At 71.1% G+C, this 24,097-nt stretch carries 20 protein-coding genes; 10 read left to right on the forward strand and 10 right to left on the reverse strand.

The genetic code is table 11. From position 1 onward, the window contains the following. Window positions 1–25 precede the first annotated feature (25 nt). Window positions 26–1,336 carry a molybdotransferase-like divisome protein Glp gene (gene glp / locus OCT49_RS13415; protein ID WP_283852103.1) on the reverse strand — a complete coding sequence of 437 codons (1,311 nt, stop codon included), beginning with the start codon at window positions 1,334–1,336 and terminating at the stop codon, window positions 26–28. A gap of 4 nt (window positions 1,337–1,340) precedes the next feature. Next, complete coding sequence (gene galU, locus OCT49_RS13420; RefSeq protein ID WP_283852104.1) at window positions 1,341–2,243, reverse strand: UTP--glucose-1-phosphate uridylyltransferase GalU; 903 nt, start codon at window positions 2,241–2,243, stop codon at window positions 1,341–1,343. A gap of 94 nt (window positions 2,244–2,337) precedes the next feature. Between galU and OCT49_RS13425 the strand changes: the two genes are divergently transcribed. Then, the gene (locus tag OCT49_RS13425) at window positions 2,338–2,940 is read left to right on the forward strand and encodes a 5-formyltetrahydrofolate cyclo-ligase (RefSeq protein WP_283852105.1); all 603 of its coding nucleotides are present in this window, start codon (window positions 2,338–2,340) and stop codon (window positions 2,938–2,940) included. Between the two features lie 189 nt (window positions 2,941–3,129). Here OCT49_RS13425 and OCT49_RS13430 read toward each other — a convergent pair whose 3' ends face one another. Further along, window positions 3,130–5,880: a penicillin acylase family protein gene (locus OCT49_RS13430; protein WP_283852106.1), complete on the reverse strand. Its 2,751-nt coding sequence runs from the start codon at window positions 5,878–5,880 to the stop codon at window positions 3,130–3,132. Between the two features lie 324 nt (window positions 5,881–6,204). Between OCT49_RS13430 and OCT49_RS13435 the strand changes: the two genes are divergently transcribed. The 6 genes from OCT49_RS13435 to OCT49_RS13460 all read left to right on the forward strand — a co-directional run bounded on the left by OCT49_RS13435 (window position 6,205) and on the right by OCT49_RS13460 (window position 12,435). Beyond that, complete coding sequence (locus OCT49_RS13435; RefSeq protein ID WP_283852107.1) at window positions 6,205–7,761, forward strand: potassium/proton antiporter; 1,557 nt, start codon at window positions 6,205–6,207, stop codon at window positions 7,759–7,761. A gap of 432 nt (window positions 7,762–8,193) precedes the next feature. Continuing rightward, entirely contained in the window at window positions 8,194–9,477 is a 1,284-nt protein-coding gene (locus tag OCT49_RS13440) for an MFS transporter (RefSeq protein WP_283852108.1), read from the forward strand. A gap of 66 nt (window positions 9,478–9,543) precedes the next feature. Continuing rightward, window positions 9,544–9,888: an FmdB family zinc ribbon protein gene (locus OCT49_RS13445; RefSeq protein ID WP_283852109.1), complete on the forward strand. Its 345-nt coding sequence runs from the start codon at window positions 9,544–9,546 to the stop codon at window positions 9,886–9,888. Between the two features lie 142 nt (window positions 9,889–10,030). Continuing rightward, the gene (locus OCT49_RS13450; RefSeq protein ID WP_283852110.1) at window positions 10,031–10,864 is read left to right on the forward strand and encodes an S-methyl-5'-thioadenosine phosphorylase; all 834 of its coding nucleotides are present in this window, start codon (window positions 10,031–10,033) and stop codon (window positions 10,862–10,864) included. Window positions 10,865–11,175: 311 nt separating this feature from the next. Then, window positions 11,176–11,802, forward strand: coding sequence for a hypothetical protein (locus OCT49_RS13455; RefSeq protein WP_502963463.1), 627 nt, complete (start codon window positions 11,176–11,178; stop codon window positions 11,800–11,802). A 123-nt stretch (window positions 11,803–11,925) separates the two neighbouring features. Next, window positions 11,926–12,435: an MscL family protein gene (locus OCT49_RS13460; RefSeq protein ID WP_283852112.1), complete on the forward strand. Its 510-nt coding sequence runs from the start codon at window positions 11,926–11,928 to the stop codon at window positions 12,433–12,435. Window positions 12,436–12,863: 428 nt separating this feature from the next. On the opposite strand, the gene OCT49_RS13465 is transcribed toward OCT49_RS13460, so the two are convergent. Genes OCT49_RS13465 through OCT49_RS13490 form a run of 6 tightly spaced genes read right to left on the reverse strand, consistent with a single transcriptional unit; the run spans window position 12,864 to window position 18,540 of the window. Continuing rightward, window positions 12,864–13,073 (reverse strand): hypothetical protein, encoded by a 210-nt coding sequence (locus OCT49_RS13465; RefSeq protein WP_283852113.1) that lies wholly within the window; start codon window positions 13,071–13,073, stop codon window positions 12,864–12,866. Window positions 13,074–13,094: 21 nt separating this feature from the next. Continuing rightward, window positions 13,095–13,595 carry a hypothetical protein gene (locus OCT49_RS13470; protein WP_283852114.1) on the reverse strand — a complete coding sequence of 167 codons (501 nt, stop codon included), beginning with the start codon at window positions 13,593–13,595 and terminating at the stop codon, window positions 13,095–13,097. Continuing rightward, on the reverse strand, window positions 13,592–14,419 hold the full coding sequence (locus OCT49_RS13475) for a QcrA and Rieske domain-containing protein (protein WP_283852115.1): 828 nt from the start codon (window positions 14,417–14,419) through the stop codon (window positions 13,592–13,594). The genes OCT49_RS13470 and OCT49_RS13475 overlap by 4 nt, the downstream gene beginning before the upstream one ends. Next, window positions 14,416–15,018 carry a 4Fe-4S dicluster domain-containing protein gene (locus OCT49_RS13480; protein ID WP_148836600.1) on the reverse strand — a complete coding sequence of 201 codons (603 nt, stop codon included), beginning with the start codon at window positions 15,016–15,018 and terminating at the stop codon, window positions 14,416–14,418. The genes OCT49_RS13475 and OCT49_RS13480 overlap by 4 nt, the downstream gene beginning before the upstream one ends. Window positions 15,019–15,025: 7 nt before the next feature. After that, window positions 15,026–17,416, reverse strand: coding sequence for a molybdopterin oxidoreductase family protein (locus OCT49_RS13485; RefSeq protein ID WP_502963369.1), 2,391 nt, complete (start codon window positions 17,414–17,416; stop codon window positions 15,026–15,028). Next, window positions 17,413–18,540, reverse strand: coding sequence for an MFS transporter (locus OCT49_RS13490; protein ID WP_283852116.1), 1,128 nt, complete (start codon window positions 18,538–18,540; stop codon window positions 17,413–17,415). The genes OCT49_RS13485 and OCT49_RS13490 overlap by 4 nt, the downstream gene beginning before the upstream one ends. Before the next feature lie 134 nt (window positions 18,541–18,674). Between OCT49_RS13490 and OCT49_RS13495 the strand changes: the two genes are divergently transcribed. From OCT49_RS13495 to OCT49_RS13505, 3 genes are all read left to right on the forward strand, one after another. Then, a complete protein-coding gene (locus OCT49_RS13495; protein WP_502963370.1) occupies window positions 18,675–19,826 on the forward strand; it encodes a low temperature requirement protein A in 1,152 nt (383 codons plus the stop codon). 241 nt (window positions 19,827–20,067) lie between these two features. Beyond that, window positions 20,068–21,276: a P1 family peptidase gene (locus OCT49_RS13500; RefSeq protein ID WP_283855788.1), complete on the forward strand. Its 1,209-nt coding sequence runs from the start codon at window positions 20,068–20,070 to the stop codon at window positions 21,274–21,276. A gap of 133 nt (window positions 21,277–21,409) precedes the next feature. Continuing rightward, window positions 21,410–22,183, forward strand: coding sequence for a DUF6227 family protein (locus tag OCT49_RS13505; protein WP_283852118.1), 774 nt, complete (start codon window positions 21,410–21,412; stop codon window positions 22,181–22,183). A 279-nt stretch (window positions 22,184–22,462) separates the two neighbouring features. On the opposite strand, the gene OCT49_RS13510 is transcribed toward OCT49_RS13505, so the two are convergent. Continuing rightward, on the reverse strand, window positions 22,463–24,061 hold the full coding sequence (locus OCT49_RS13510) for an MFS transporter (protein WP_283852119.1): 1,599 nt from the start codon (window positions 24,059–24,061) through the stop codon (window positions 22,463–22,465). Window positions 24,062–24,097: the final 36 nt, after the last annotated feature.

Below are 24,097 nucleotides of genomic sequence, written 5' to 3' on the forward strand. Positions count from 1 at the left end.
ATACCGTACCGCCACCGCCCGGGAATCAGCGGAGCAGGACCACCTCGACGTCCGTACCGGGCTCGGCGGAGGTGACGTCCTCGGGCAGCACGATCAGCGCGTCCGCACGGGCGAGCGCGGCGATCAGATGCGAACCGGCACCGCCGACGGGGGTGACCGTACCGGCCTCCTCGTCGTACGTGCCGCGCAGGAACTGGCGGCGGCCGGCCGGGGAGGTCAGCGCCTTCTCGACGTCGAGGGCGGCCCGGACGGTGGGGCGGTTCACGTCCGGGAGGCCCATCAGGGCCCGGATCGCGGGCCGCACGAACAGCTCGAAGGAGACGTACGAGGAGACGGGGTTGCCCGGGAGCGCCAGCAGCGGGGTGTGGTCGGGGCCGATCGAGCCGAAGCCCTGCGGCTTGCCCGGCTGCATGGCGAGCTTGCGGAAGTCGATGCCGCCGCCCGGCTCGTCCTCGTCGCCCACCGAGGACAGGGCCTCCTTGACGACGTCGTACGCGCCGACGCTGACGCCGCCGGTGGTGACGACGATGTCGGCGCGGATCAGCTGGTCCTCGATCGTGGCGCGCAGGGTGTCGGCGTCGTCGGTGACGGCGCCGACCCGGTAGGCGATCGCTCCGGCGTCCCTGGCGGCGGCCGTGAGCGCAAAGCTGTTCGAGTCGTAGATCCGGCCGGGGGTCAGCTCCTCGCCGGGCTGCACCAGTTCGCTGCCGGTGGAGATGACGACGACGCGCGGCCGGGGCCGCACCTTCACCGTCGCACGGCCGATCGCGGCGAGCAGGCCGATCTGCGGCGGGCCGATCACCGACCCGGCCTTCAGCGCCAGATCGCCCGGCTTCACGTCGCTGCCGCGGGCCCGGACGTGGGCGCGGGCCTCGACGGGGCGGTGCACCCGGACCTCGCCGCCCGCGTCCTGCGGGGCGTCACGGTGGGCGCGCATGGTGTCGACGGGGCCGGCACCCGTACCCCCGTCGGTCCACTCGACCGGGACCACGGCCTCGGCCCCGGCCGGCAGCGGGGCGCCGGTCATGATGCGGGCGGCCTCGCCGGGGCCGACCCCGCGGCCCTCGGGCAGCCCGTCGCTCCCGGCCGCGACGTCACCGATGACCGTGAGCACCGCGGGGAACTCCTCGTCGGCGCCCTCGACATCGGCGACCCGGACCGCGTACCCGTCCATCGAGCTGTTGTCGAAGGGCGGCAGGGCGACCTCCACCATGACGTCCTCGACGAGGACGCAGCCCTGGGCGTCGTGCAACTGCAACTCGATGGGTTCGAGCGGGTGCACCGCTTCGAGAATGTCTGCCAGGTGCTCGTCCACCGACCACAGCGTGTCGCTCAAGGTGCTACATCTCCTCCGTGACGTACCCGCGAAGCCAGGCCCTGAAGTCCGGGCCCAGGTCCTCACGTTCGCACGCGAGTCTGACAATGGCACGGAGGTAATCGCTCCGGTCGCCGGTGTCATAGCGGCGGCCCTTGAAGACGACGCCGTGCACGGGGCCGCCGATCTTCTCGTCCTCGGCGAGGAGCTGGAGGGCGTCGGTGAGCTGGATCTCGCCGCCGCGGCCCGGCTCGGTCCTGCGCAGTATGTCGAAGACGGCGGGGTCCAGGACGTAGCGGCCGATGATGGCGAGGTTGCTGGGCGCCTCGTGCGCCTCGGGCTTCTCGACCAGGCCCGTGACGCGCACCACGTCGCCCTCTGCGGTGGGGTCGGCGGCGGCGCAGCCGTACATGTGGATCTGCTCCGGCGCGACCTCCATCAGCGCGACGACGCTGCCGCCCTCGCGCTCCTGGATCTCGACCATGCGGGCCAGCAGCGGGTCGCGCGGGTCGATCAGGTCGTCGCCGAGGAGGACCGCGAACGGCTGGTCCCCCACGTGCGGCTCGGCGCACAGCACCGCGTGGCCCAGGCCACGCGGGTCGCCCTGCCGGACGTAGTGGATGGTGGCCAGGTCGCTCGATTCCTGGACCTTCTTGAGCCGTTCGGCGTCTCCCTTGCGGGTGAGCGCGGACTCCAGCTCGTAATTGCGGTCGAAGTGGTCCTCGAGAGGACGCTTGTTGCGGCCGGTGACCATCAGGACGTCGGAGAGACCGGCGGTCACCGCCTCCTCGACGACGTACTGGATCGCCGGCTTGTCGACGACAGGCAGCATCTCCTTGGGAGTGGCTTTGGTGGCCGGCAGGAAGCGGGTGCCGAGTCCCGCGGCCGGAATGACAGCCTTGCTGATCCTGGGGGGCGACTGAGTCATGCGCAGAACGATAACTGCCCCGCACGAGCGAAAGATGAGTTTCCGGTTAACTTTGTACGCCTATAGGCATATTCGAGTGATTCACAGGTGTTCCTTGAGTGCAAATCAGCCCGAAAAGACACTTTTCCGGCATGAACTGCTGGCCGCGCGACGCCTTCTGACCAAGGAGGACGTGGAAAACGCCGCGACGGTTCTGTCCCGGCGCGCCCTGGATCTGCCGGAGCTGTCCGGGGCCCGCACCGTCGCCGCGTACGTCTCCGTGGGGAGCGAACCGGGCACCCGCGCCCTGCTGGACGCCCTGCGCGCGCGGGGCGTGCGGGTGCTGCTGCCGGTGCTGCTTCCCGACAACGACCTGGACTGGGCGCCCTACGAGGGGGCCGCGCGGCTCGTACGGGCCGGTCGCGGGCTGCTGGAGCCCGCCGGGGAGCGCCTCGGCCCGGACGCGGTCCTGGCCGCCGACGCGGTCCTGCTGCCGGGGCTCGCGGTGGACGGGCGCGGGATGCGGCTGGGGCGCGGCGGCGGCAGCTACGACCGGGTGCTGGCCCGGCTCGCGGCGGCCGGCGCGCATCCGGCGCTGGTGGTCCTGCTGTACGACGACGAGGTGGTCGCACGGGTTCCGGAGGAACCGCACGACCGCCCCGTGGACGTGGCGGTGACCCCGGCCGCGGTCCACCGGGCGGACCCGGTGGAGCCCTGAGCGACCCCGAGCGACCCCGAGCGGCCCTGAACGGCCCCGAGAGCGGCCCGGAGCGGACGCGAGCGACCGCGTTAGACCTCCGTGATCCCCCGGGCGCCTGGAACGGCCTCGGGCGGCCCCCGGGAGCTCCTGAGAGCTCCGAGGGCCGCCCGAGGGCTCCGCGGACGCGTCCTACGGCTCGAGCGTCTTCTACGGCTTGAGCGTCAGGGTGTCGACCGTCGACTTGGAGACGGCGTTCGTGCCGAAGGACCAGTCGAGCAGTTCGCCGTTGACCCACTTCTCGGTCTGGTCGGTGTAGTGCGCGCTGAACGCGTGCCCGGAGGCGCCGGTGAGGTTGATCCAGCGGGACTTGTCCCAGTCCCCCACGTTGACCACCATGCGCATCGACGGCACCCAGACGACCTCGTAGCCGCCCGCCGCGTTCCAGCCGGCGGCGTTGACCGCGGCCTCGCCGCCGCCGAGGTCCCACGGACCACGGTTGAGGGCCCGCCGGAGCAGATCGGGGCCTTCGGTACCGAGGGTCTGGTTCTTCAGCGTCAGCTGGTGCAGCCGGCCCCAGCTCCAGGTGCTGACGTCCTTGCCGAGCTTGGCGGTCAGCTCCCAGCGGGCGTCCTCCAGGGCGCGGGCGAAGAGCTCGTCACGGTTCTCCGTCGCCAGGTCCCGGCCGCTCTTCGGCGTCTTCCACCAGTCGTTGTCCTGGTCGTCCAGCAGGTTGATGACCACCTGGTACCAGCGGTCGCCGCCGTCCGGCTGCGCCGAGTCCGCGGCGCGCTGACCGCACTCGCGCACCAGCTTGTTCTGCTCGTCGACCGGACCGGAGCCGCCCGCCCGGGGAACGTTGAGGCACTCGCCCTCGACCCGCAGCTCCTTGGGGAGCTTGTTGCCGAAGGCCAGCTTGAGGATGTTGCGCCAGACCGCGTTGAAGTACGCCGCCGCGGCCGAGTCGGGCTCCTGGGTGTAGTCCCAGCCCTCCAGCAGCTTCTGCGCCTCACGGACGCTCTTGTCCGAGACGTTGATCTTCAGCAGCTCGGGCACCAGCTTCGCGGCGATCTCGCTGGTGTTGTCCATCTGCATCTTCTGCATGTCCTCGGTCGAGATCTTCCCCCCGTCCTTGAGCTTCGCCCGGATGAGGTCGTTGATCCGCTGGCTGCGGCTGCCGTAGCCCCAGTCCTTGGTGAGCAGATGGGGGTACTTCTTACCGATGACGGCCTGGTTGGCGGTGACGATGTAGCCGCGCTTCGGGTTGTACTCGTAGGGCAGCTCGTCGAACGGGATCGGCTCCTTCTCCCAGCCGTACTTCGAGGACCAGCCGGGGCTGGGCATCGTGCCGTCGCCCTCCATGCGGACCGGGATCTTCCCCGGTGCCTGGTAGCCGATGTTGCCGTCGTTGTCGGCGTAGATGAGGTTCTGCGAGGGGACCTCGAAGTGCTCGGCCGCCTTGCGGAAGGACGTGAAGTCCTTGGCGCGGTTCAGCTCGAAGACGGCGTCCATGGAGCGGCCGGGTTCCAGCGCGGTCCACTTCAGGGCGACCGCGTAGCCCTCGGCCCGGTCCGGGGCCTCGTTGGTGACGGGGGCCTTCTGGCCGACCTTCTCCAGTTCGCTGCTGCGGTCGGAGACCAGCGGGCCGTTGTTCGTCTCGCGGATGGTGATCGGCCGGTCCTTGCCGCCCGCGACCTTGATGATCTCGTCGCGGACGGTGAAGGGCTTGACCTTGCCGTCGTACAGGTAGCCGTCGGCGGAGACCTTCTCCAGGAAGAGGTCGGTGACGTCCGCGCCGAGGTTGGTGAGGCCCCAGGCGATGTCCTGGTTGTGGCCGATGACCACGCCGGGCATCCCGGAGAAGGTGTAACCGGCGGTGTCGTACTGGCACGTGGCGCTGATCTCGCGGCAGTGCAGCCCCATCTGGTACCAGAGCGAGGGCAGCTGCGGGGCCAGGTGCGGGTCGTTGGCGAGCAGCGGCTTGCCCGTGGTCGTGTACTCGCCGGAGACCACCCAGGAGTTGGACCCGATGCCGTTGCCGTTCGGGCCGAGCAGCGCCGGGATCTGGTCGAGGGTGTCGGAGAGCGAGGCGAGCTGGGTGTTCAGGCCCTGGGTGGCGTCCTGCGCGGTGTCCGCGGCGCCGATGTCGTCGGACGGCGTCGCGTCCAGGTCGAACTTCCCGGTGACCGGGGAGATCGCGCCCCGGTCGACGATCGGCTCGTTCTTGTCGTACGGGTAGGCCGGGTACAGATCCTGGATCTGCTTCGCGTCCAGCCTGCTGCTCATCAGCGAGCGGTCGATCTCGTCCTGCATGTTGCCGCGCAGGTCCCAGGCCATGGCCTTGAGCCAGGCGACGGAGTCGACCGGCGTCCACTTGCCCGGCTTGTAGTCGTTGGTGAAGCCGAGGGCCGCGTACTCGACGGAGATGTCCTTGCCGTCCCGGCCCTCCAGGTAGGCGTTCACACCGTCCGCGTACGACTGGAGGTTCTTCTTGGTCTCCTCGGACAGGACGGTGTCGTACTCCTTCTGCGCGACCTCGTGCCAGCCCAGCGTGCGCAGGAAGGTGTCCGTCTCGACCTGCCCGGAACCGAACATCTCGGAGAGCCGGCCCGCGGTCATGTGACGGCGGACGTCCATCTCCCAGAAGCGGTCCTGCGCGTGGACGAAGCCCTGGGCGCGGAAGAGGTCGGCGTCGGAGTCCGCGTACAGCTGCGGGATGCCGTAGCCGTCGCGTTTGACGTCGACCGTGCCTTCGAGGCCGTCGATCTTGATCGATCCGGTCGTCTGCGGGTACGAGGCCCGCACGGTCGACACGGACCAGTACGCGCCGTAGCCGATACCCGCGACGAGCGCCAGCACCAGAACGAGCACGATCAGGCGGGCACGTCGCCCCTTCTTCCTGCCGGTCTTCGCACCGGCGGACCCGGTGGAGCCGGAAGAGGCGGTTGTGTTGGCGGGCATCGCTGTCCTTCGAGGGGCAGGTGGTCCTGGGAGTGCAGGAGCAACCATAGGCGCAGCGGCCCGGCGGCTCCGACGCGGTATCGGGATGGCTCGAATTGAGTAGTGATCGTACGGACGCTCGGCCGCGTCAAGAAAGCGTTAAAGATTAGGTAAGGTAACGAAGTACCGGCCACTCATGGCCGATACCGAGGCTCGACCGGCCCGATCCGGTCGTTTCGTTCGAATCGTTCGGCTCGGCAGGCGCACGCGGGGAAGGAACGGCCACTGACTGTCCACACGCTCAACGAACTCCTGCTCGTCTGCTCACTCGTACTGCTCGTCGCAGTGGCGGCGGTGCGCATCTCCTCGCGCAGCGGGCTCCCCAGCCTGCTCCTGTACCTCGGCATCGGGGTCGCCATGGGGCAGGACGGCCTCTTCGACGTCAAGTTCGACAACGCCGAGCTGACCCAGGTCATCGGCTACGCCGCGCTCGTCGTGATCCTCGCCGAGGGCGGTCTGGGCACCAAGTGGAAAGAGATCAGACCCGCGCTGCCCGCCGCGGCGATGCTCTCGCTGGTCGGCGTCGCGGTGAGCGTGGGCGTCACGGCGGCCGGGGCGCACTACCTGGTCGGTCTCGACTGGCGGCAGGCACTGATCATCGGTGCGGTCGTCTCGTCGACGGACGCCGCCGCGGTCTTCTCCGTACTGCGCAAGGTGCCGCTGCCCGCCCGGGTCACCGGCGTACTGGAGGCCGAATCCGGCTTCAACGACGCCCCGGTGGTGATCCTGGTGGTGGCCTTCTCCACCCGGGGACCGGTGGACAGCTGGTACGTACTGGTCGGGGAGATAGCCCTGGAGCTCGCCATCGGTGCCGCCGTGGGCATCGCCGTCGGCTGGCTCGGTTCGTTCGGCCTGCGCCACGTGGCACTGCCCGCGTCCGGTCTCTACCCGATCGCCGTGATGGCGATCGCGGTCAGCGCGTACGCCGTGGGCGCCCTGGTCCACGGCAGTGGCTTCCTCGCCGTCTACCTGGCCGCGATGATCCTCGGCAACGCCAAGCTGCCGCACTGGCCCGCCACCCGCGGCTTCGCCGACGGGCTCGGCTGGCTGGCCCAGATCGGCATGTTCGTCCTGCTCGGCCTGCTGGTCACCCCGCACGATCTGCTCGACGACTTCTGGCCCGCCGTGGTCGTGGGCCTGGTGCTGACCGTGGTGGCCCGCCCGCTGGAGGTCTTCATCTCGCTGCTGCCGTTCCGGCTGCCCTGGCAGGAGAAGGCCCTCATGTCCTGGGCGGGGCTGCGCGGGGCCGTGCCCATCATCCTGGCGACCATCCCGATGGTCGCCGGGGTCGAGGGCTCCACCCGCGTCTTCAACATCGTCTTCGTCCTCGTCGTCGTCTACACCCTCATCCAGGGGCCGACCCTGCCCTGGCTGGCGAAGGCCCTGAAGATCGCCGAGGACCCCTCCGAGACGGCCGACCTGGGCATCGAGTCGGCGCCCCTGGAGCGGCTGCGCGGCCATCTGCTGTCGGTGGCGATCCCCGGCGGCTCGAAGATGCACGGCGTGGAGGTCGGGGAGCTGCGACTGCCCGCCGGGGCCGCGGTCACCCTGGTCGTACGGGACGGGAAGAGCTTCGTACCGGCGCCGTCGACCGTGCTGCGACACGGCGACGAGCTGCTGGTGGTCACCACCGATCCGGTGCGCGACGCGGCGGAGGAGCGGTTGCGCGCGGTCGGCGAGGGCGGCAAGCTCGCGGGCTGGCTGGGCACCGGCGCCAAGGGCGGCGAGGGCCCCGGCCCCGCGGCGCCGCACGCGAAGCAGGACCGGCGCCACGAGGTGGCGCACGCGCTGAAGGCCGTGACGAGGCTCGGCAGGTCCGACGGCCCGAAGGCGCACCGCTGAGGCACGCCTTCGGGGAGCCGGGGCTTCCGGACTCCGAAGGCACTTCACTCCGAAGGCATTTCATGGGCCTGGCGCATTTTCGCTCACCATTGGTGCGTCTTGGTAGGCATTAGTGGGCCTTGGTGGGCCTTGCTGCGTCTTGGTGCGTTTTGCCATGTCTGCGCGCTGGCAGGGTGGCCCGGCACACAATCACAGCCAGGCAGGGACAAATGCCTGTATCCTGAAGGAAATCTGAACGACCAACTCTGCCTGATGCAGAGCTGGCGCGACCGTATGGCGGTCGTGGCGTCCTCCGCCCCTGCTGAGCGCCCGGCATCTACCGCAGTTCCGCGCGAAGAGGACAGCTCTCGGCCGCATCCGCACGAGCCCGCACCCACCCGTCCGGGCCCGCCCGCGGGAGCCCGGCCACCAGGCGGCAGAAAGGCATGGACCGTGGCGTCCACGGTCTCCGACCGCCCCGGTTACGGGCAGTTGCTGCGCACCCCGGGTGCGTGGACTTTTCTCCTTCCGGGCTTCGCCGCACGGCAGCCCTTCGCGATGCTGACCATCGGCATCGTCCTGCTGGTCCAGCACACCACCGGCTCGTACGGCAGCGCGGGGGCCGTCGCCGCCGTGACCGGTGTCGCCATGGCCCTGTTCGCGCCGCAGACCGGCAAGCTCGCCGACCGTTTCGGCCAGCGCGCCGTGCTGCTGCCCGGCGTCCTGGTGCACGCCGCGTCGGTGTCGGCGCTGACGGCCCTCGCACTGGCGGACGCGCCCCTGTGGGCACTGTTCGCTGCGGCCGTGCCCACGGGCGCGTCCGTCCCGCAGATCGGCCCGATGGTGCGCGCCCGCTGGGCGGCCGTACTGGGGGCGGCACCGGGCCGCGAAGCATCGCCGCTGCTGTCCACCGCCGCCGCCTTCGAATCGGTGACGGACGAGTTCACCTTCGTCATCGGACCGGTGCTCGCCACCGCGCTGTGCACGGGCGTGCACCCGGCGGCCGGTCTGGTCGCCGAGGCCGCGCTGACGCTGGCCGGCGGGCTGCTCTTCGCCGCCCAGCACCGCACCCAGCCCGCGGTGCGCACCGCCCCGTCCGGCACGGACCGGCGGCACGCCTCCGCCCTGTCCGTCCCCGGCGTACGGGTGCTCGCGGTGGCCTTCCTCGGGATCGGCGCCGTCTTCGGCGGCATGCAGGTCTCGCTGACCGCCTTCGCCGAGGAGATCGGCCGCCCCGGCGTGAACGGCCTGCTGTACGGCGTCTTCGCGGCCGGCAACATGCTGGCCGGAATCGTCTGCGGGGCCATCGCCTGGAAGAGCGGCCCGCGACGGCGCCTGCTCGTCGGGTACACGGCGCTGACCCTGACCGCGTCCGGCCTGTGGGCGATGCACTCGGTGCCCCTGCTCGCCGGGCTCGGACTGCTGGTCGGGCTGTCCATCGCCCCGGCCCTGATCAGCGGATACACGCTGGTCGAGGCCCTGGTGCCGGGCTCCGCCCGGACCGAGGCGTTCACCTGGCTGACGGGCTCGGTCGCGCTCGGCCAGGCGGCCGCTGTGACGGTGGCCGGACGGCTCGCGGACGCCCACGGGGCCTCGACCGGATTCCTGGTGCCGCTGGTGGGGACCGTGCTGGCGCTGATCACCCTGATGACCCTGCGTTCGCGGCTCTCACCCACCGCTCCGGGACGGACCGTGGCGCGTGGTGTCGGTCACCGGAAGCCGGTCACGGTGGACTGACGCAGCGGAATACGTCACTATGGAGCGTCGTTAGCACTCATCGAGTCAGAGTGCCAGGAGGAGCAAGTGCCGACCTATCAGTACCAGTGCACCGAATGTGGCGAGGGCCTCGAGGCGGTGCAGAAGTTCACCGATGACGCCCTCACCGTGTGCCCGAGCTGCGACGGACGCCTGAAGAAGGTGTTCTCGGCGGTCGGCATCGTCTTCAAGGGATCCGGTTTCTACCGGAACGACAGCCGCGGCTCCTCGTCGAGCAGCACGCCGGCGTCGTCCTCGGCGAAGTCGTCCGATTCCGCCTCGGCCGACTCCTCGTCGTCCTCGAAGGGCTCCGACTCGAAGTCGTCCACGTCCACCGCGGCGTCGGCCTCCTCGGCCCCTTCGGCCTCGGCGAGCGGTACTTCGGCCGCCTGATTCCTCGACGAGTGGCGCCTTCGGCTGCCCGAGCCGGTCCGGTTCGGTCCGGTCCGCACTTCCACGCTTCTACGTTTCCCCAGGACCCTGCCGACACCTCGGCGGGGTCCTGCGCGTTTTCCCGCGCCGCTACTGTGAGCGCATGGCGAACGCAGAGATCGGTGTCATCGGCGGCTCGGGCTTGTACTCCTTCCTGGAGGACGTCACGGAGGTGCGTGTGGACACCCCGTACGGACAGCCGAGCGACTCCCTCTTCCTCGGCGAGGTGGGCGGTCGCCGGGTCGCCTTCCTGCCGCGCCACGGGCGGGGCCACCACCTGCCCCCGCACCGCATCAACTACCGGGCCAACCTGTGGGCGCTGCGCTCCGTCGGCGTGCGCCAGGTGCTCGGCCCGTGCGCGGTGGGCGGCCTGCGCCCGGAGTACGGACCGGGCACCCTGCTCGTCCCCGACCAGCTGGTGGACCGCACCAAAACCCGCAAGCAGACGTACTACGACGGGGAGACCCGGGCGGACGGCGCGCAGCCGAACGTGATCCACCTGGGCTTCGCCGACCCGTACTGCCCCGATGGGCGCCGGGCGGCGCTGGCGGCGGCGCGGGCGAAGGACTGGGAGCCGGTGGACGGCGGGACACTGGTGGTCGTCGAGGGACCGCGCTTCTCGACCCGGGCGGAATCGCGCTGGCATGCGGCGATGGGCTGGTCGGTGGTCGGGATGACCGGCCACCCGGAGGCCGTCCTCGCCCGGGAACTGGGCCTCTGCTACACGACGACGACCCTGGTGACGGACCTGGACGCGGGCGCGGAGGCCGGCGAGGGCGTCTCGCACGCGGAGGTGCTGCAGGTGTTCGCCGCCAATGTGGACCGGCTGCGCGCGGTGCTCTTCGACGTGGTGGCCGCGCTGCCCGCGGAGGCGGACCGGGACTGCCCGTGCTCGCACGCGCTGGACGGGCTCGAGACGGGGATCGAGCTTCCCTGACCTTTGGGGCTTGGGGGCTTCCGGACGTCCCTGACTTTGGGGCTGGGAGGCTTGGGGGCTTCCCTGAACTTTTGTGGCGTGACGGTTGCGGCGTGTGTGGGTGACGGAGTTGTCCACAACGCCGGGGCCGTCCACAGGCTCGGGCGGGAAGTTCGCGGGCGGGGGATGGTGGGGGGTGTCCGTGCGAGATCCCTTCGTCCGAGGTGGTGTCGACCATGCCTCCGTCGCCCCTGTTTCCCCCGTTCACGCCGTCGCGCGCGGCAGCGTCCGGCGCGGTGCCCGGCGCGTTGCCCAGTGCCTCGCCCGGCGCGTTGCCGGCGTCGCCGTCCGTGCCGTTCCGGGCCTCCGCGTCGCCTCCGCCGCCCCATGCGTCACCTCACGCGTTGCCCCCGGCGTCGGCGCCGCCGCCCTGCGGGGTGCCCGCGTTCGAGCCGTTGCGGGTACGCGGCGGGGGCGGGCGCGGGCTGCGGCGGGCGGTGTGGCGGCAGCGCCGGGCCCTGGCGGCCGGTCTGGCCCTGACCGCTGCCGCTCTGGTCGCCACGGGGCTGGGCAGTACCGGCGCGGGCACGGGCGGCGCCCCGGCGTACGGGGCGGGCGGGGCAGGGGCGGGCGGCGCAGGGGCGGGCGGCGCGACTCCGGGGCAAGTGCGGCGGCCGACGACCCGGTTGGTGTCCGCGCCGGTACGGATCGCGGACGCGGGGGCGGTGCGGTTGCTGCGGCCCGGCGACCGCGTCGACGTGATCGCCGCCGGTGGGAGCGGCTCCGGAGCAGACGTCCGGGTCCTGGCGAAGGGCGCGCGGGTGGCGGAGGTGCCGCAGGCCCCGGCGGACGGCGCCGCGGGGGACGGCGCGCTCGTCGTGCTCTCCGTCCCCCGGGAGACGGCCGCCTCGCTGGCCGGTGCCGGCATCTCGTCCCGACTGGCGGTGGCACTGTGCTGATTCGTACTGACGATCGGTCAAGTCACCTGACAAACTCCAGGAATTGGGGGATTCCGTCGGGTGCTGCCGTAAGTTGCGGAGGAATTTATTCCGCCTACGGCACACGCGAAGGAAGGCTCATCCGTGAGCGAGAAGAAGGTCAGTCTGCTGGAGGGGTTCAAAGCCTTCCTGTTGCGCGGCAACGTGATCGATCTGGCGGTCGCCGTCGTCATCGGTGCCGCGTTCACCCAGATCGTGAACTCGATCGTCAAGGGCGTCATCAACCCGCTGGTCGGCGCGTTCGGCACCAAGGATCTGGAGAGCTACAGCTCCTGCCTCAAGGGGCCGTGCGTCACCGACCCGAAGACGGGCGAGGCGACCGAGGGCATCCGGATCCTGTGGGGTTCGGTGCTCAGCGCCACTCTCAGCTTCCTGATCACGGCCGCCGTCGTCTACTTCCTGATGGTCCTGCCCATGGCCAAGTACCTCGCCAGACGAGCGGCGATGCAGGCCGCGAAGGAGGGCGTGCAGGAGACGCTGGAGGTGAGCGAGCTGGAGGTCCTGAAGGAGATCCGCGACGCCCTCGTCGCCCAGCGCGGCGGCCCGACGGGCGAGACCCGTGGTCAGGACCCCGGGCGCGGTCCCGACCAGTAGCGGTACGTACGACAGGAACGGCGGGAGCGCTGCGGGCGGCGGAAGCGGTACGCACAGCGGGAGTGGCGCGGGCGGCGGGAGCGGTACGCACAGCGGGAGTGGCGCGGGCGGCGGAAGCGGTACGCACAGCGGGAGTGGCGCGGGCGGCGGAAGCGGTACGCACAGCGGGAGTGGCGCGGGCGGCGGGAGCGGTACGCACAGCGGGAGTGGCGCGGGCGGCGGGAGCGGTACGCACAGCGGGAGTGGCGCGGGCGGCGGAAGCGGTACGCACAGCGGGAGTGGCGCGGGCGGCGGGAGCGGTACGCACAGCGGGAGTGGCGCGGGCGGCGGGAGCGGTACGCACAGCGGGAGTGGCGCGGGCGGCGGGAGCGCTGCGTGCGGCGAGAGCGCCGGCAGCGGCGTCGTCGAACCACCACGGAGCGGGGAATTCAGATGTGGTGGGGCGGCTTCTCGTCGAGGAAGCGCGCCAGATCGGCGGCGCTGCCACCGGCCGGGGCCCGCTCGCCCCACCCTCGGTCCGTATCGTCCGCGGACTGCTGGTCCAGCGGATCATCGAAGATCAGAGCCGGTTTCGGCTTCGGCTGTTCCGGCTGGGACGGCTTCGACTCACGCGGGCCGGGGGCGGGGGCGGTACTCATACATCAAGGGTACGGCGACGGTCAGCGATCCTCCGGGTCGAGCAGCCACAGCCCGAGGACGACGAGGAACGACAGACAGAGGAAACCAGCGCCCCACCAAGCCGTGCCGGTTGTGCCCTCCATCCACGCGTCGATGGTGACGGTCAGCCCCCAGAGCTGTCCGACGACGACCGTCATGGCGAGGACCAGCCGGGCCGTCAGCTTCGAGGAGCGCTCGGGCTCCTGGTCGGTGCCCGCCCCCGGGCCGGGACCGGTGTGCCGGACCCTCGGGTCCCCGTAGCCGCTGGTGGGGCGGATCTGCGGATAGCGCTCGTGCAGGGGGCGGTTGAGTTCGGGACGGGCGCTGCCCGGGTGGTACGCGGGATAGTCCCGGGACTCCCGGCGCTCCGAGGACTCCGGGATCCCCGAGGGCCCCTGCTCCGTCGAAGGCTCCCGGCCCGGGGACTCCTGGCCGTCTGCTGTCCGGCCCTGGGCCCCCTCGCTCCGGGGCTGCCGGCTCCAGGGGCGCCAGGTGCCGCTCATGTCCGCCTGCCGGGGGTCCGAACGGCCTCGGCGGCCCGTGCGGGCGGGGCCCCGGCCTCCGGGGCCTCCGGCCCTTCGCCCCTGACGGAGGGGCAGCCGATGCGGGACGCGAGGTCCGGGCGGTCCTCGCCGAGCCGGCGGCACAGGCCGTGCTCGACGCTCTCGCCCGAATGCGTCGTACCGATCGCCCAGATACTGCCGTCGGTCTGCTCGACGAGCACCACCTTGGGCAGCCCGCGGGGCGGCGGCCCGGCGGTGACCTCGCCGGTACGGGCGTCGAAGACGCCTTCGTGGCAGGGGCAGTACAGCTCGCCCTCGGGGCCCCGGTCCTTGCGCCAGAGCACCGCGCAGGCGAGATGGGTGCAAATCGCGGAGTAGCCGACGAGGGTGCCGTCGTCGAGCCGTACCGCCACCGCCCGGTCCTCCTCGTCCGGGTAGTGGAAGGAGACGGATTCGCCGGGCAGGAGCCGGCCGACGATCCGCTTCGGCGCGGGCGCCTTGGCGTCGTCCGGGTCGCCGTGACGCGGCAGGATTCCACTGGCCACGCCGAGCCCGCCGACCGCGAGGCCGCCGGAGACGGTCGCCACGATCCGGAGGTAGTCGCGCCGGGTGGTGAGGGAGTCGGCGGCGATCCGGTCGTGCAGGGCTTCCCTCGGGTCCCCACCGGTCGGGCGGTCGGCGGCGGGCCGCCCGGGAACCGACTGGTCGACGAGCGATCTGCCGGATGCCGACCGGTCGGGGGGCGATTGCCCGGGAGGCGGTGAGGCGGGAGGCGGTGAGGCGGGAGGCGGGCGGTCGGCGGGCGGCTGGTCGGGGGCGCTCATCGGCGGACGTCCTTCCCATTGATCTCGACCACCGGAAGGCCGCCGGGCACCGGCCACCGGACCCGGTCGGCGGGAACGACCATGGCCACGCCGGTGCGGACCTCGCTCCGGCCGAAGGTGAAGGTGTCGGCAACCTGGACCCCGGGGCGTTCGGCCTGGAGCTCCTCGACCGTTCCGTAGAACAGCGCCCCGGTCGGGCAGACGGTGGCGCACATGGGGGCGAGGCCGTAGGCGGTGCGGTCGTAGCAGAGGTTGCACTTCATCTGCAGCTTCGCCCCCAGGTCGATCTTCGGGACGCCGAAGGGACAGGCGTTGACGCAGTTGGCGCAGCCGATGCAGCGGGTGGTGTCGGCCTGCTGGACCACCCCGTCCGCGGTCACCAGGATCGCGTCGGCGGGACAGACCTCGGCGCACGGCGCGACCGGGTCCTCGCAGTGCATGCAGACGGTGGGAAGGGAGGCCACGGAATGACCCTCGTCGGTGTAGTCGAGGTGGATCATCGACTTGCCGCGGTGCGAGTCGCACTCCCGGCAGGCGGAGACGCAGGCCTGGCAGCCGATGCAGCGCCCGGGATCGATGAAGATCGTTCTGCCCATCATGCGGCGATCAGCCCCTCTCCGAGGTGCCGCGGCCCTGGGGGGAGGTGGGCGGCAGCGGGTCGGTGCGGGAGACCTGGGTCTCCGGGTAGGCGACGTGGCCGGGCGCGACAGGGGGCGCGGGGACCTCGTCGATCTTCTCGGCGTGCTCGATGCGGCAGGCGCACACCTTGTACTCGGGAATCTTGGAGCGGGGGTCGAGGGCGTCGATGGTGAGGGCGTTGGCCGCGGTGGGGACGGGCCAGTGGTACGGGACGAAGACGGTGTCGGGGCGGATCGCCTCGGTGACCAGGGCGGGGAAGACCTCGCTGCCGCGCCGGGTGACGACGCGGACCGGTTCGCCGTTGCGGAAGCCGTGGGAGGGGTGGATCTCCGCCCAGGGACGCGGGGTCTGTTCGACGAGGGCGCCCAGACGGCGGGTCTGGTTGCCGGAGAGGAAGTGGGCGACGGTCCGCCCGGTGGTGAGCGACATGGGGTGCTCGTCGTCGTACGGGTCCATCGGCGAGTGCCACTCGACGACCTGCAGATGGATCTTGCCGTCGGGGTGGTAGGTCCGGCCGTCCTCGAAGAGCCGGGGTGTTCCGGGGTGGTCGGTGGAGGGGCAGGGCCAGACGATCCCGCCGGTCTCCTCCAGCCGTTCGTAGGTGATGCCGTAGTAGTCGTTGACGGTGCCGGCGGAGGCGATCCGCAGTTCGTCGAAGACCGCGCGGGAGTCGGGGAAGGCGAACTTGTCGCCCGCGCCGAGACGTCTGGCGAGTTCGCACATCACCCAGGTGTCGGTCCGCACGCCGGGGGGCGGGTCCTGGGCCTTGTTGTGCTTGACCACCCGGGCCTCGGCGTTGGCCATCACCCCTTCGTCCTCGGCCCAGGTGGTGACGGGGAGGACGACATGCGCGTTGGCGGCGGTCTCGGAGAGGAAGAAGTCGAGTTGGGCGTGGAACTCCGTGGCGTCGTACCCCTCCTTGACCACCGCGTAGTTGGGGAGCGAGACGAAGGGGTTGTTGCAGATGCCGATCAGGCCGCGGATCTCGCGGCGCTGCATCTGCCAGACCATTTCCATCATCGAGGTGCCGGCGGGCGGGAGTTCGGACTCCTCGATGCCCCAGATCCCGCAGATCTGTCTGCGGTGTTCCTCGTTCATGATCGAACGGCCGCCGGGGAGGAGGTCGGCCTTCTGGCCGTGTTCGCGGCCGCCCTGCCCGTTGCCCTGGCCCGTGAGGGTGCCGTAGCCGGCGCCGGGCCTGCCGAGGTGGCCGGTGGCGGTGCAGAGGTTGATCACGCTGAGGCAGTTCTCGACGCCCTGCGAGTGGTGCTCGATGCCCCGGGCGTGCCAGGCCATGGCCTTCGGGGCACGTGCGAAGGCGCGGGCGACCTGGACGATCTGCTCGGCGGGCACACCGCAGATCTCGGCGGCCCTGGCGGGCGGGTACTCGGCGGCCTTGGCCTTCACCTCCTCCCAGCCGGTGGCGTGGGCGGCGAGATACGCCTCGTCGGTCAGCCCCTCCTCGACGACCACGTGGAGCACGGAGTTGAAGAAGGCCGAGTCGGTGCCGGGCCTGAGGGCGACGTGGATGTCGGCCGTGCGGGCGATCGCGGTCTCCCTCGGGTCGACGACGATCAGGATCGCGCCGCGGTCCCGGGCCCCCCACACGTACTGGGTCATCACGGGGAAGCACTCGCCGACGTTGGAGCCCGCGATCAGCAGGCAGTCGGTGAGCAGGATGTCGGAGAAGGGGTTGCCGGCCCGGTCGATGCCGAAGGCGAGCTTGTTGGCGCCCGCCGCGCTGACCATGCAGAGCCGGCCGTTGTAGTCGACGTGCCGGGACTTGAGGGCGACCCGGGCGAACTTGCCGACCAGATAGGTCTTCTCGGAGAAGAGGCTGGCGCCGCCCAGGAGCCCGAAGGCGTCGTTGCCGTGGCTCTGCTGGATGCGCCTGATCTCGGAGACCGTGAAGTCGAGCGCCTCGTCCCAGGAGACCTCGCGGAAGTCCTCGTCGCGGGAGCGGCGCATCAGTGGGGCGGTGAGCCGGTCGGGGTGGTTGACCTGCTGATAGGCATTGATGCCCTTGGGGCACAGCCGCATCCGGTTGATGTCGTGGTTGCGGGGTTCGACCCCGAAGACCTTGCCGCCGCGGTCGACGCGCAGATACATCCCGCACTGGACCCCGCAGAAGCAGCAGTGGGTGGGGACGAGCGTCTCGCCGTCCTGGTCGGCGCGCCACCGGTCGGCCGGGATGCCTCCCGCGTCCCGGAAGGCCCGGGTGCCGGGCGGGGCGAGGGAGGGGTCGAGAGGGACGGCCGTACGGGACTCGGTCCTACTGGGGTCGGCCGTACGGGAGTCGGCCGGCGCACGGGGGCCGGTCGTCGCACGGGGGCCGGCCTCTCGCGGGTCCTCGGTCACTGGTAGCCCTTCTTCACCTGGGTCAGATAGGCGCTGCCGCGCAGCACCCGCTTGCAGCGCGGGCAGTATTCGGCCCACTCGTCGAAGCCGAGGCCGAGGTCGCGCATGGTGCCGCGGAGGTTCTCGACGTACGGGCCGGTGTCGATGGGCTCCTCGCACCGGCGGCAGCCGAAGACCTCCTGGTCCTGCCGGGCGGTGTACTTGAACAGCTGCATGCCGACCGCGGCCGGGCGCTGGACGATGTGGAAGAACTTCCCGAACGGGATGTAGATGAGGGTGAAGACCACCGACACCATGTGGAGGATCGCCAGGAACTCGTATCCGCCGCCGTGCAGGAAGATCGACGAGAAGGTGAGCAGCAGACCGGTCACGGAGATGACGATGAGGGCGATCAGCGGGACCAGGTCGTAGGCGAAGCGCTGGCCGGTGATGGCGCCGCGGTCCTTCATGCGCCGCCACAGGAAGTACGAGGCGCCGGGGATGACGAGCACGGCGGCGATGTCCAGGCCGTGGAACATCAGCCAGCCCAGGATGTTCAGGGAGTCGAATCCGATGATCTTGAAGCCCCAGACACGCATCTCGTAGCCGGGGCCCGAACCGGTGCCGGAGGTGAAGGTGAACCAGCCCCAGGTCAGCGGGAAGGTGATCAGCGCCGCGAGGACGCAGCCCCAGAAGATCAGCTGATGGGCGGCCCAGCGGGCGTGGGAGCGGGCCCCGAGGAACTTCTGGAAGCCCAGGTAGGTGGCGATCATCCGGGGCAGGGCGGTGGGCGCCTTGCGGAAGTTGGCCACGGAGAAGAAGCTCCGCCACCCCTGCTTGAACAGGCGCCGGGCACCGGGCGCGGAGACCCAGACCGTGTAGCGGTGGGCGACGCCGAAGGCGAGGAAGACGGTGGCGACGGCATACGGGAGGAGCGCGGAGTCGAAGTTCTCCAGCAGCCGGCTCCCGAACACGATCGCGAGGATCAGCAGGACGGAGACGGCGACACCGGCCGCGGTCGCGCGCGCAGTGACGGAGCGGGCCCCGGCAGGGTCGGTGCGTGCACCGAGGGCTCCGGCGGGGCCGGTGGGTGCGCCGGGGGCGGGCCGTTCGGCTGCGGCGGAGGCTTCTGGTGGCTCGGTCACCCCGTCACCGTAGAGTCGTATGTGACGATCAGTCCTGTTTTGCGAATCGGTGGGGTGACGCCGCTCGCCCATCCGGGGTGCGTCCCGTTCGGCACGGTCGGGCCCCGTCTGATGTGCTGCCTTCCATGCCTGTAATGACGGCTCGCAGCCGCACCGAGAAGCACCGCGCGTCGACCCCGCTGGAACTCTTCTTCGACCTGTGCTTCGTCGTCGCCGTGGCCCAGGCGGGCGGGCGCCTGGTCCACGCCGTCGCCGAGGGCCACGCCCTCACCGGGATCGGCGGCTACGCGGCTGTTTTCTTCGCCATCTGGTGGGCCTGGGTCAACTTCAGCTGGTTCGCCTCGGCCTACGACACCGACGACCCGCTGTACCGGGTCGTCACGCTCGTCCAGATCACCGGTGTGCTCGTCCTCGCCGCCGGGGTGCCGCGCGCCTTCGACGCGAACGACTGGACGGTCGTCGTCATCGGCTACGTGGTGATGCGGCTCGCGCTGACCAGCCAGTGGCTGCGCGCCGCGTACTGCACCCGGGACTCGGAGCGACGCGTGGCGCTGCGGTACGCCGTCGGGATCATGGTGGTGCAGGTGGGCTGGATCGCCATGCTGGCGCTGCCCGACGACGCCTCGCTCGGGGTCCGTGTCGGTGTCTTCGTCGTACTGGTGCTCGCGGAGACGGCCGTTCCGCTGATCGCCGAGCGCGACCGTTCGACGAGCTGGCACCCCCACCACATCGGTGAGCGGTACGGCCTGTTCACGATCATCGTGCTGGGCGAGACGATCGCGGCGGCCACGGTCGCGGTCCAGGAGGCCCTGGACGAGCACGACGCGCTCGGCGAGCTGCTGCCGATCGCCGCGGGCGGGCTGCTGATCGTCTTCTCCGCCTGGTGGATCTACTTCGCCGTGCCGATCCATGCCTATCTGCGCGGCAGCAGGGAAGCGTTCGTCTGGGGATACGGGCACTACCTGATCTTCGGTTCCGCGGCCGCCATCGGTGCGGGCATCGAGGTCACGGTGGAGGAGGCCGTGGGCAAGGCCCATGTCCCGACCGAGGTGGCCGCCGCCGCGGTGACCGTGCCCTCCGCACTCTTCATGCTGACGGTGTGGGCACTGCACGCGCGCCATTTCAAGCGCGACCTCGCGGAGCAACTGCCCCTTCCCGTGGCCGCGCTGGCCATCCTGGCCTGTACGTTCGTCGGATCCTGGGCGGTCTTCGTGGCCGGCCTGGTGGCGGCGGCGACCGTGGCCGCGAGCGTGCTGCTCTCACGGCGGCCCGAAGTGGCCGGGTGAACCCGGGGAGGGGGAAGAGGCGGGGCGCGCGGGAAGCACGGGCCACGGAACACGAGGCACAAGGCACGAGGCACGAGGCACGAGGCATAGTGCACACGACAAGCGTGGGGAGCGTGAGGAGCACGCCATGACGGAAGAACCGCCGAGTCCGGCCCCGAACCCGGAGCCGTCCCTGAAGTCGTACCTGAAGTCGGACCCGACCTCGCCCCCGGCCCCGGAGCCGTCCCCCGGACCGGGGCTGATGAGGTCCCCCGGGGCGCCGGCCGACGCCATCGGTCCCCTCGACGCCCTGACCGATGTCGCGGGGCTGCGCGTCGGCCACGCGCAGGTGGCGGGCGAGGGGGCGCTGAGCGGCACCACGGTCGTCCTCGCCCCCGAGGGCGGCGCGGTCGCGGCCGTGGACGTACGCGGCGGCGGCCCCGGCACCCGGGAGACGGACGCGCTCGATCCGCGCAACCTGGTGCAGCGCGTCGATGCCGTCGTCCTGACGGGCGGCAGCGCGTACGGCCTGGACGCGGCGTCCGGCGTGATGGCCTGGCTGGAGGAGCGGGGGCGCGGGGTGCGGGTCGGCCCCGACCCGTCGCAGGTGGTGCCGGTGGTCCCGGCCGCCTGCGTCTTCGACCTGGGGCGGGGCGGCGACTGGCGGGCCCGCCCGGACGCCTCGACGGGCCGCGCGGCGGTGGAGGACGCGGCGGGCACGGAGCCGGGGGCGCCGGTCGCCCAGGGGAACGTCGGCGCGGGGACGGGCGCGCTCGCCGGGCGGCTCAAGGGGGGCGTGGGCACGGCGAGCGTGCGGCTGCCGTCCGGCATCACGGTGGGCGTCCTGGCCGTGGTGAACGCGGCGGGTTCGGTGCTCGATCCGCGTACCGGGGTGCTGTACGGGGAGTACGGCGCGGCCGAACCACCGGCGTACCCGGCACCCGAGGTCCACCGCGCGGCGCAACGGCGCCTCACCGGCACCCAGGACCCGGAAGCGGGGCCTCCGCTCAACACCACGCTCGCCGTGGTCGCCACGGACGCCGACCTCACCCGGGCCCAGGCCCAGAAGCTCGCGGGCACGGCGCACGACGGGCTGGCGCGCGCCGTCCGTCCCGTGCACCTGCTCACCGACGGGGACACGGTCTTCGCCCTGGCCACCGGCGCCCGGCGGCTGGACCCGCAGAACCCGATCGCGCTCAACGAACTGCTGGTGGCAGGCGCGGACGCGCTCACCCGCGCCATCGTGAAGGCCGTCCGCGCGGCCCGGACCGTCAACGGCGGCCCCGGCGGGGGAAGTCACCTCTCGTACAGCGACCTCTACCGCGCACACGTACGCCCCTCGGAACCAACAGAACCACAGGGCTCGCAAGACCCCCAGGCCCCACCGGAACCACGGAACTCGCCGGAATCACAGAATCCGCCGGAGCGGCCGGAACATGATCATCCGATTCCCGACTCGCCCACGGGGTAGGGAAGTTCGGACGAAGCGGCAGGAACCATCCGCGTGCGCCATACGTTTTCATGAACCCGGTCACAATGTCGGCGTCAGGGACTACGTTAAGCACGCAGCAAGTAACACGCGGCAACGGCCTGGAGACAGCACCTTGAGCGATCCGTACGAGACAACCGAGCAGCATCTCGACCGACTCATGCGACGGGCACTCAACTCTTTCGACCTGCCCGACAGCACGGTCGAGAGACTCGGTACCGCGCTCGCCCACAGCAGTTCCCTGCACTCCTCGCACCACAGTTCCGTCCTGCACCGTGAGATTCACCGGCATGCGTATCTGCTGTCCGACGGCACCGCCCTCACTCTGTGGGAGCTGATGCACAGCGGTCCGCGGGGCGCGGCGGGCCTCCACCCCGGGCCCGCGCCGTACGAGCTGGGCCACCACGAGCTGTACGACGACGAGGCCGACGTCCGACTCGCCGCCGCCCGGCTGTCCGGCAGCTTCGGCGAGGCCCCGATGTTCGGGGACGAGGGCTCACCGACCGACTTGGAGGTGCTCACGTTCCTGATGACGGCTCCCCCGGCCCCGTTGCCCCGCACATACGCCCCGGACAACTCCGCCGACCACGCCCGCCGTGTCCTGCGCCGCGCGGAGAACAGCGACATGCCGGGCGAGGAGACCGCCAGGCTGCTGCGCGCCGCCTTCGCCCACCACATCACCCAGGTCTTCGGACGGCAGTACCGGGTCGACGGGCGAAACGCCGGCTTCACCCTGTACGAACACGCCTTCCTGCTGCTCGACGGCAGCGAGACGAGCCTGTGGGAGGTCGAGCACACGGCCACGCCCGACGGCCGCCACATGTGCGAGGTGTACGGCGACGAGGCCGCCGCGCGCGGGGCGATGGAGAACCGTACGCGCATCGGCTGACCCGGAGCCCGGCTCACGCGCCCCTGGTCACCGCCCTCGGCCACTCCCGCGCGAACGCGCAGGTGCCCGCACCTGGAGGACGGTGCGGGCACCTGCGCGCTTTCCCGGCGAGGCCCGGGGCTCGTACGGCTAAGGAGTTCGTACGGCTAAGGAGTTCGTACGGCTAAGGAGTTCGTACGGCTAGGAGTCCATACGGCTAAGGAGTTCGTACGGCTAGGAGTCCATACGGCTGGGACTCGTACACGGCTAGGGATTCATACAGCTAGGGACTCGTACGGCTCAGGGCGTCAGCGCGGGCTCCTTGGAGAGCCCCGGACCATCCGCCGCCGTGTCCGCCGCGGCCCCCGCCGCCTCCGTCACGTCCGCCGTGTCCGTCGCGGCGTCCGCGCCGTCGCCGCCCTCCATGTGCTGTCGCGGCCGTGCGGGCAGCGCGAACATCACGAGGAAGATCACCGCGAGCACCCCGGCCACCCACCACAGCGAGTCCCGGAACGCCTCCCCGAACGCCGGTCCCACCTGCTGCGGCTTCAACCCGTCCCCGATCGCGCCGAAGAAGACGACCGAGACCAGCCCGAGTCCGAGCGCGTTGCCCATCTGCTGCACGGTGTTGATCAGCCCGGACGCCGAACCGGAGTGCTCCTTCGGCACCTCGGACAGCACCGCGTCCGTCAGCGGCGCCACGATCAGCCCCATGCCGCCCCCCATGACGACCAGCGGCAGCACCATCTGCCAGGACGTGATGTCCATGCCGTACCGGTCGGACTCCCAGATGTAGATCAGCAGCCCGGCGATCATCAGCAGCGCGCCCGTCTGGAGCACCTTCCGGCCGAAGCGGGGCACCAGCTTCTGTACGGAGATCCCGGCGGCGAACGACACGGCGACCGAGAACGGCACACCGGTCACACCGGCCCGCAGCTCGCTCCAGCCGAGCCCCATCTGCATGTAGAGCGTCCAGACCAGGAAGAAGATGCCGAGCCCGATGCCGAAGGTCAGCTGCACGGCGATGCCCGCGGCGAAGCTCTTGACCTGGAACAGCGACAGCTCGACCAGCGGCGAACCGTCCTTCCGCGCCTTCGCCCGCTCGAACACCACGAGCGCCAGGAACACCAGCAGGCTGCCGGCCATCGACGCGTACCCCCACAGCGGCCAGCCCAGCTCGCGTCCACGGGTCAGCGGGTAGATCAGCATCAGCATGCCCAGGGTCACCAGGGCGACGCCGATCAGGTCGAGCCGGAGCGCCTTCGGGGCCTTGGACTCCGTGATGAACTTCCGGCCCAGGATCAGGCCCGCGATGCCGACCGGCAGGTTGATCAGGAAGATCGGCCGCCATTCGAGGCCGGCGATGTTCCACTCGGTGAGCAGCGCCCCCAGCAGCGGTCCCGAGACGGCGCCGAGCCCGACGATCGCGCCGAAGAGCCCGAAGACCTTGCCCCGCTCGTGCGCCGGGAACGTGGCGTGCACGATCGACAGCACCTGCGGGACCATCAGTGCGGCGGTGCCGCCCTGAAGGAGGCGGGAGGCGACCAGCATTTCCGGGCTCGCCGCGAAGCCGCAGAGGGCGGAGGCCACGGTGAAGCCGCCGATCCCGATGAGGAAGACCTTCTTGCGGCCGTATATGTCGCCCAGCCGGCCGCCGGTGATCAGCCCGGCCGCGAAGGCCAGGGCGTACCCGGCGGTGATCCACTGGATCGAGCTGAACGAGGCGCCGGTGTCCTCCCGGATGCTCGGGATGGCGATGTTGACGATCGTGACGTCGACCAGGTCCATGAAGGCCGCGGTCATCACGATGGCGAGCGCGAACCAGCGTCGCCGGTCCGACGGTGCCGAGGGCCCCACGGGCCCGGATGCCGCGGACGGCAGAGATGTGGAGGAAGTCATGGGAAGAAACTAGAGGTCCATTAGGACAGTTTGCGA

It is taken from the genome of Streptomyces sp. ML-6, from assembly GCF_030116705.1.
GTDB lineage: Bacteria > Actinomycetota > Actinomycetes > Streptomycetales > Streptomycetaceae > Streptomyces.

Bases quoted from the DNA above. Each gene is read 5' to 3' on its own strand.
- OCT49_RS13450 (WP_283852110.1), top strand. From the start codon at position 10,031: ATGGCGAACGCAGAGATCGGTGTCATCGGCGGCTCGGGCTTGTACTCC.
- OCT49_RS13510 (WP_283852119.1), bottom strand. From the start codon at position 24,061: ATGACTTCCTCCACATCTCTGCCGTCCGCGGCATCCGGGCCCGTGGGG.
- galU (WP_283852104.1), bottom strand. From the start codon at position 2,243: ATGACTCAGTCGCCCCCCAGGATCAGCAAGGCTGTCATTCCGGCCGCG.
- OCT49_RS13475 (WP_283852115.1), bottom strand. From the start codon at position 14,419: ATGAGCGCCCCCGACCAGCCGCCCGCCGACCGCCCGCCTCCCGCCTCA.
- OCT49_RS13470 (WP_283852114.1), bottom strand. From the start codon at position 13,595: ATGAGCGGCACCTGGCGCCCCTGGAGCCGGCAGCCCCGGAGCGAGGGG.
- OCT49_RS13430 (WP_283852106.1), bottom strand. From the start codon at position 5,880: ATGCCCGCCAACACAACCGCCTCTTCCGGCTCCACCGGGTCCGCCGGT.
- OCT49_RS13480 (WP_148836600.1), bottom strand. From the start codon at position 15,018: ATGATGGGCAGAACGATCTTCATCGATCCCGGGCGCTGCATCGGCTGC.
- OCT49_RS13495 (WP_502963370.1), top strand. From the start codon at position 18,675: ATGACGGCTCGCAGCCGCACCGAGAAGCACCGCGCGTCGACCCCGCTG.
- OCT49_RS13465 (WP_283852113.1), bottom strand. From the start codon at position 13,073: ATGAGTACCGCCCCCGCCCCCGGCCCGCGTGAGTCGAAGCCGTCCCAG.
- OCT49_RS13500 (WP_283855788.1), top strand. From the start codon at position 20,068: ATGAGGTCCCCCGGGGCGCCGGCCGACGCCATCGGTCCCCTCGACGCC.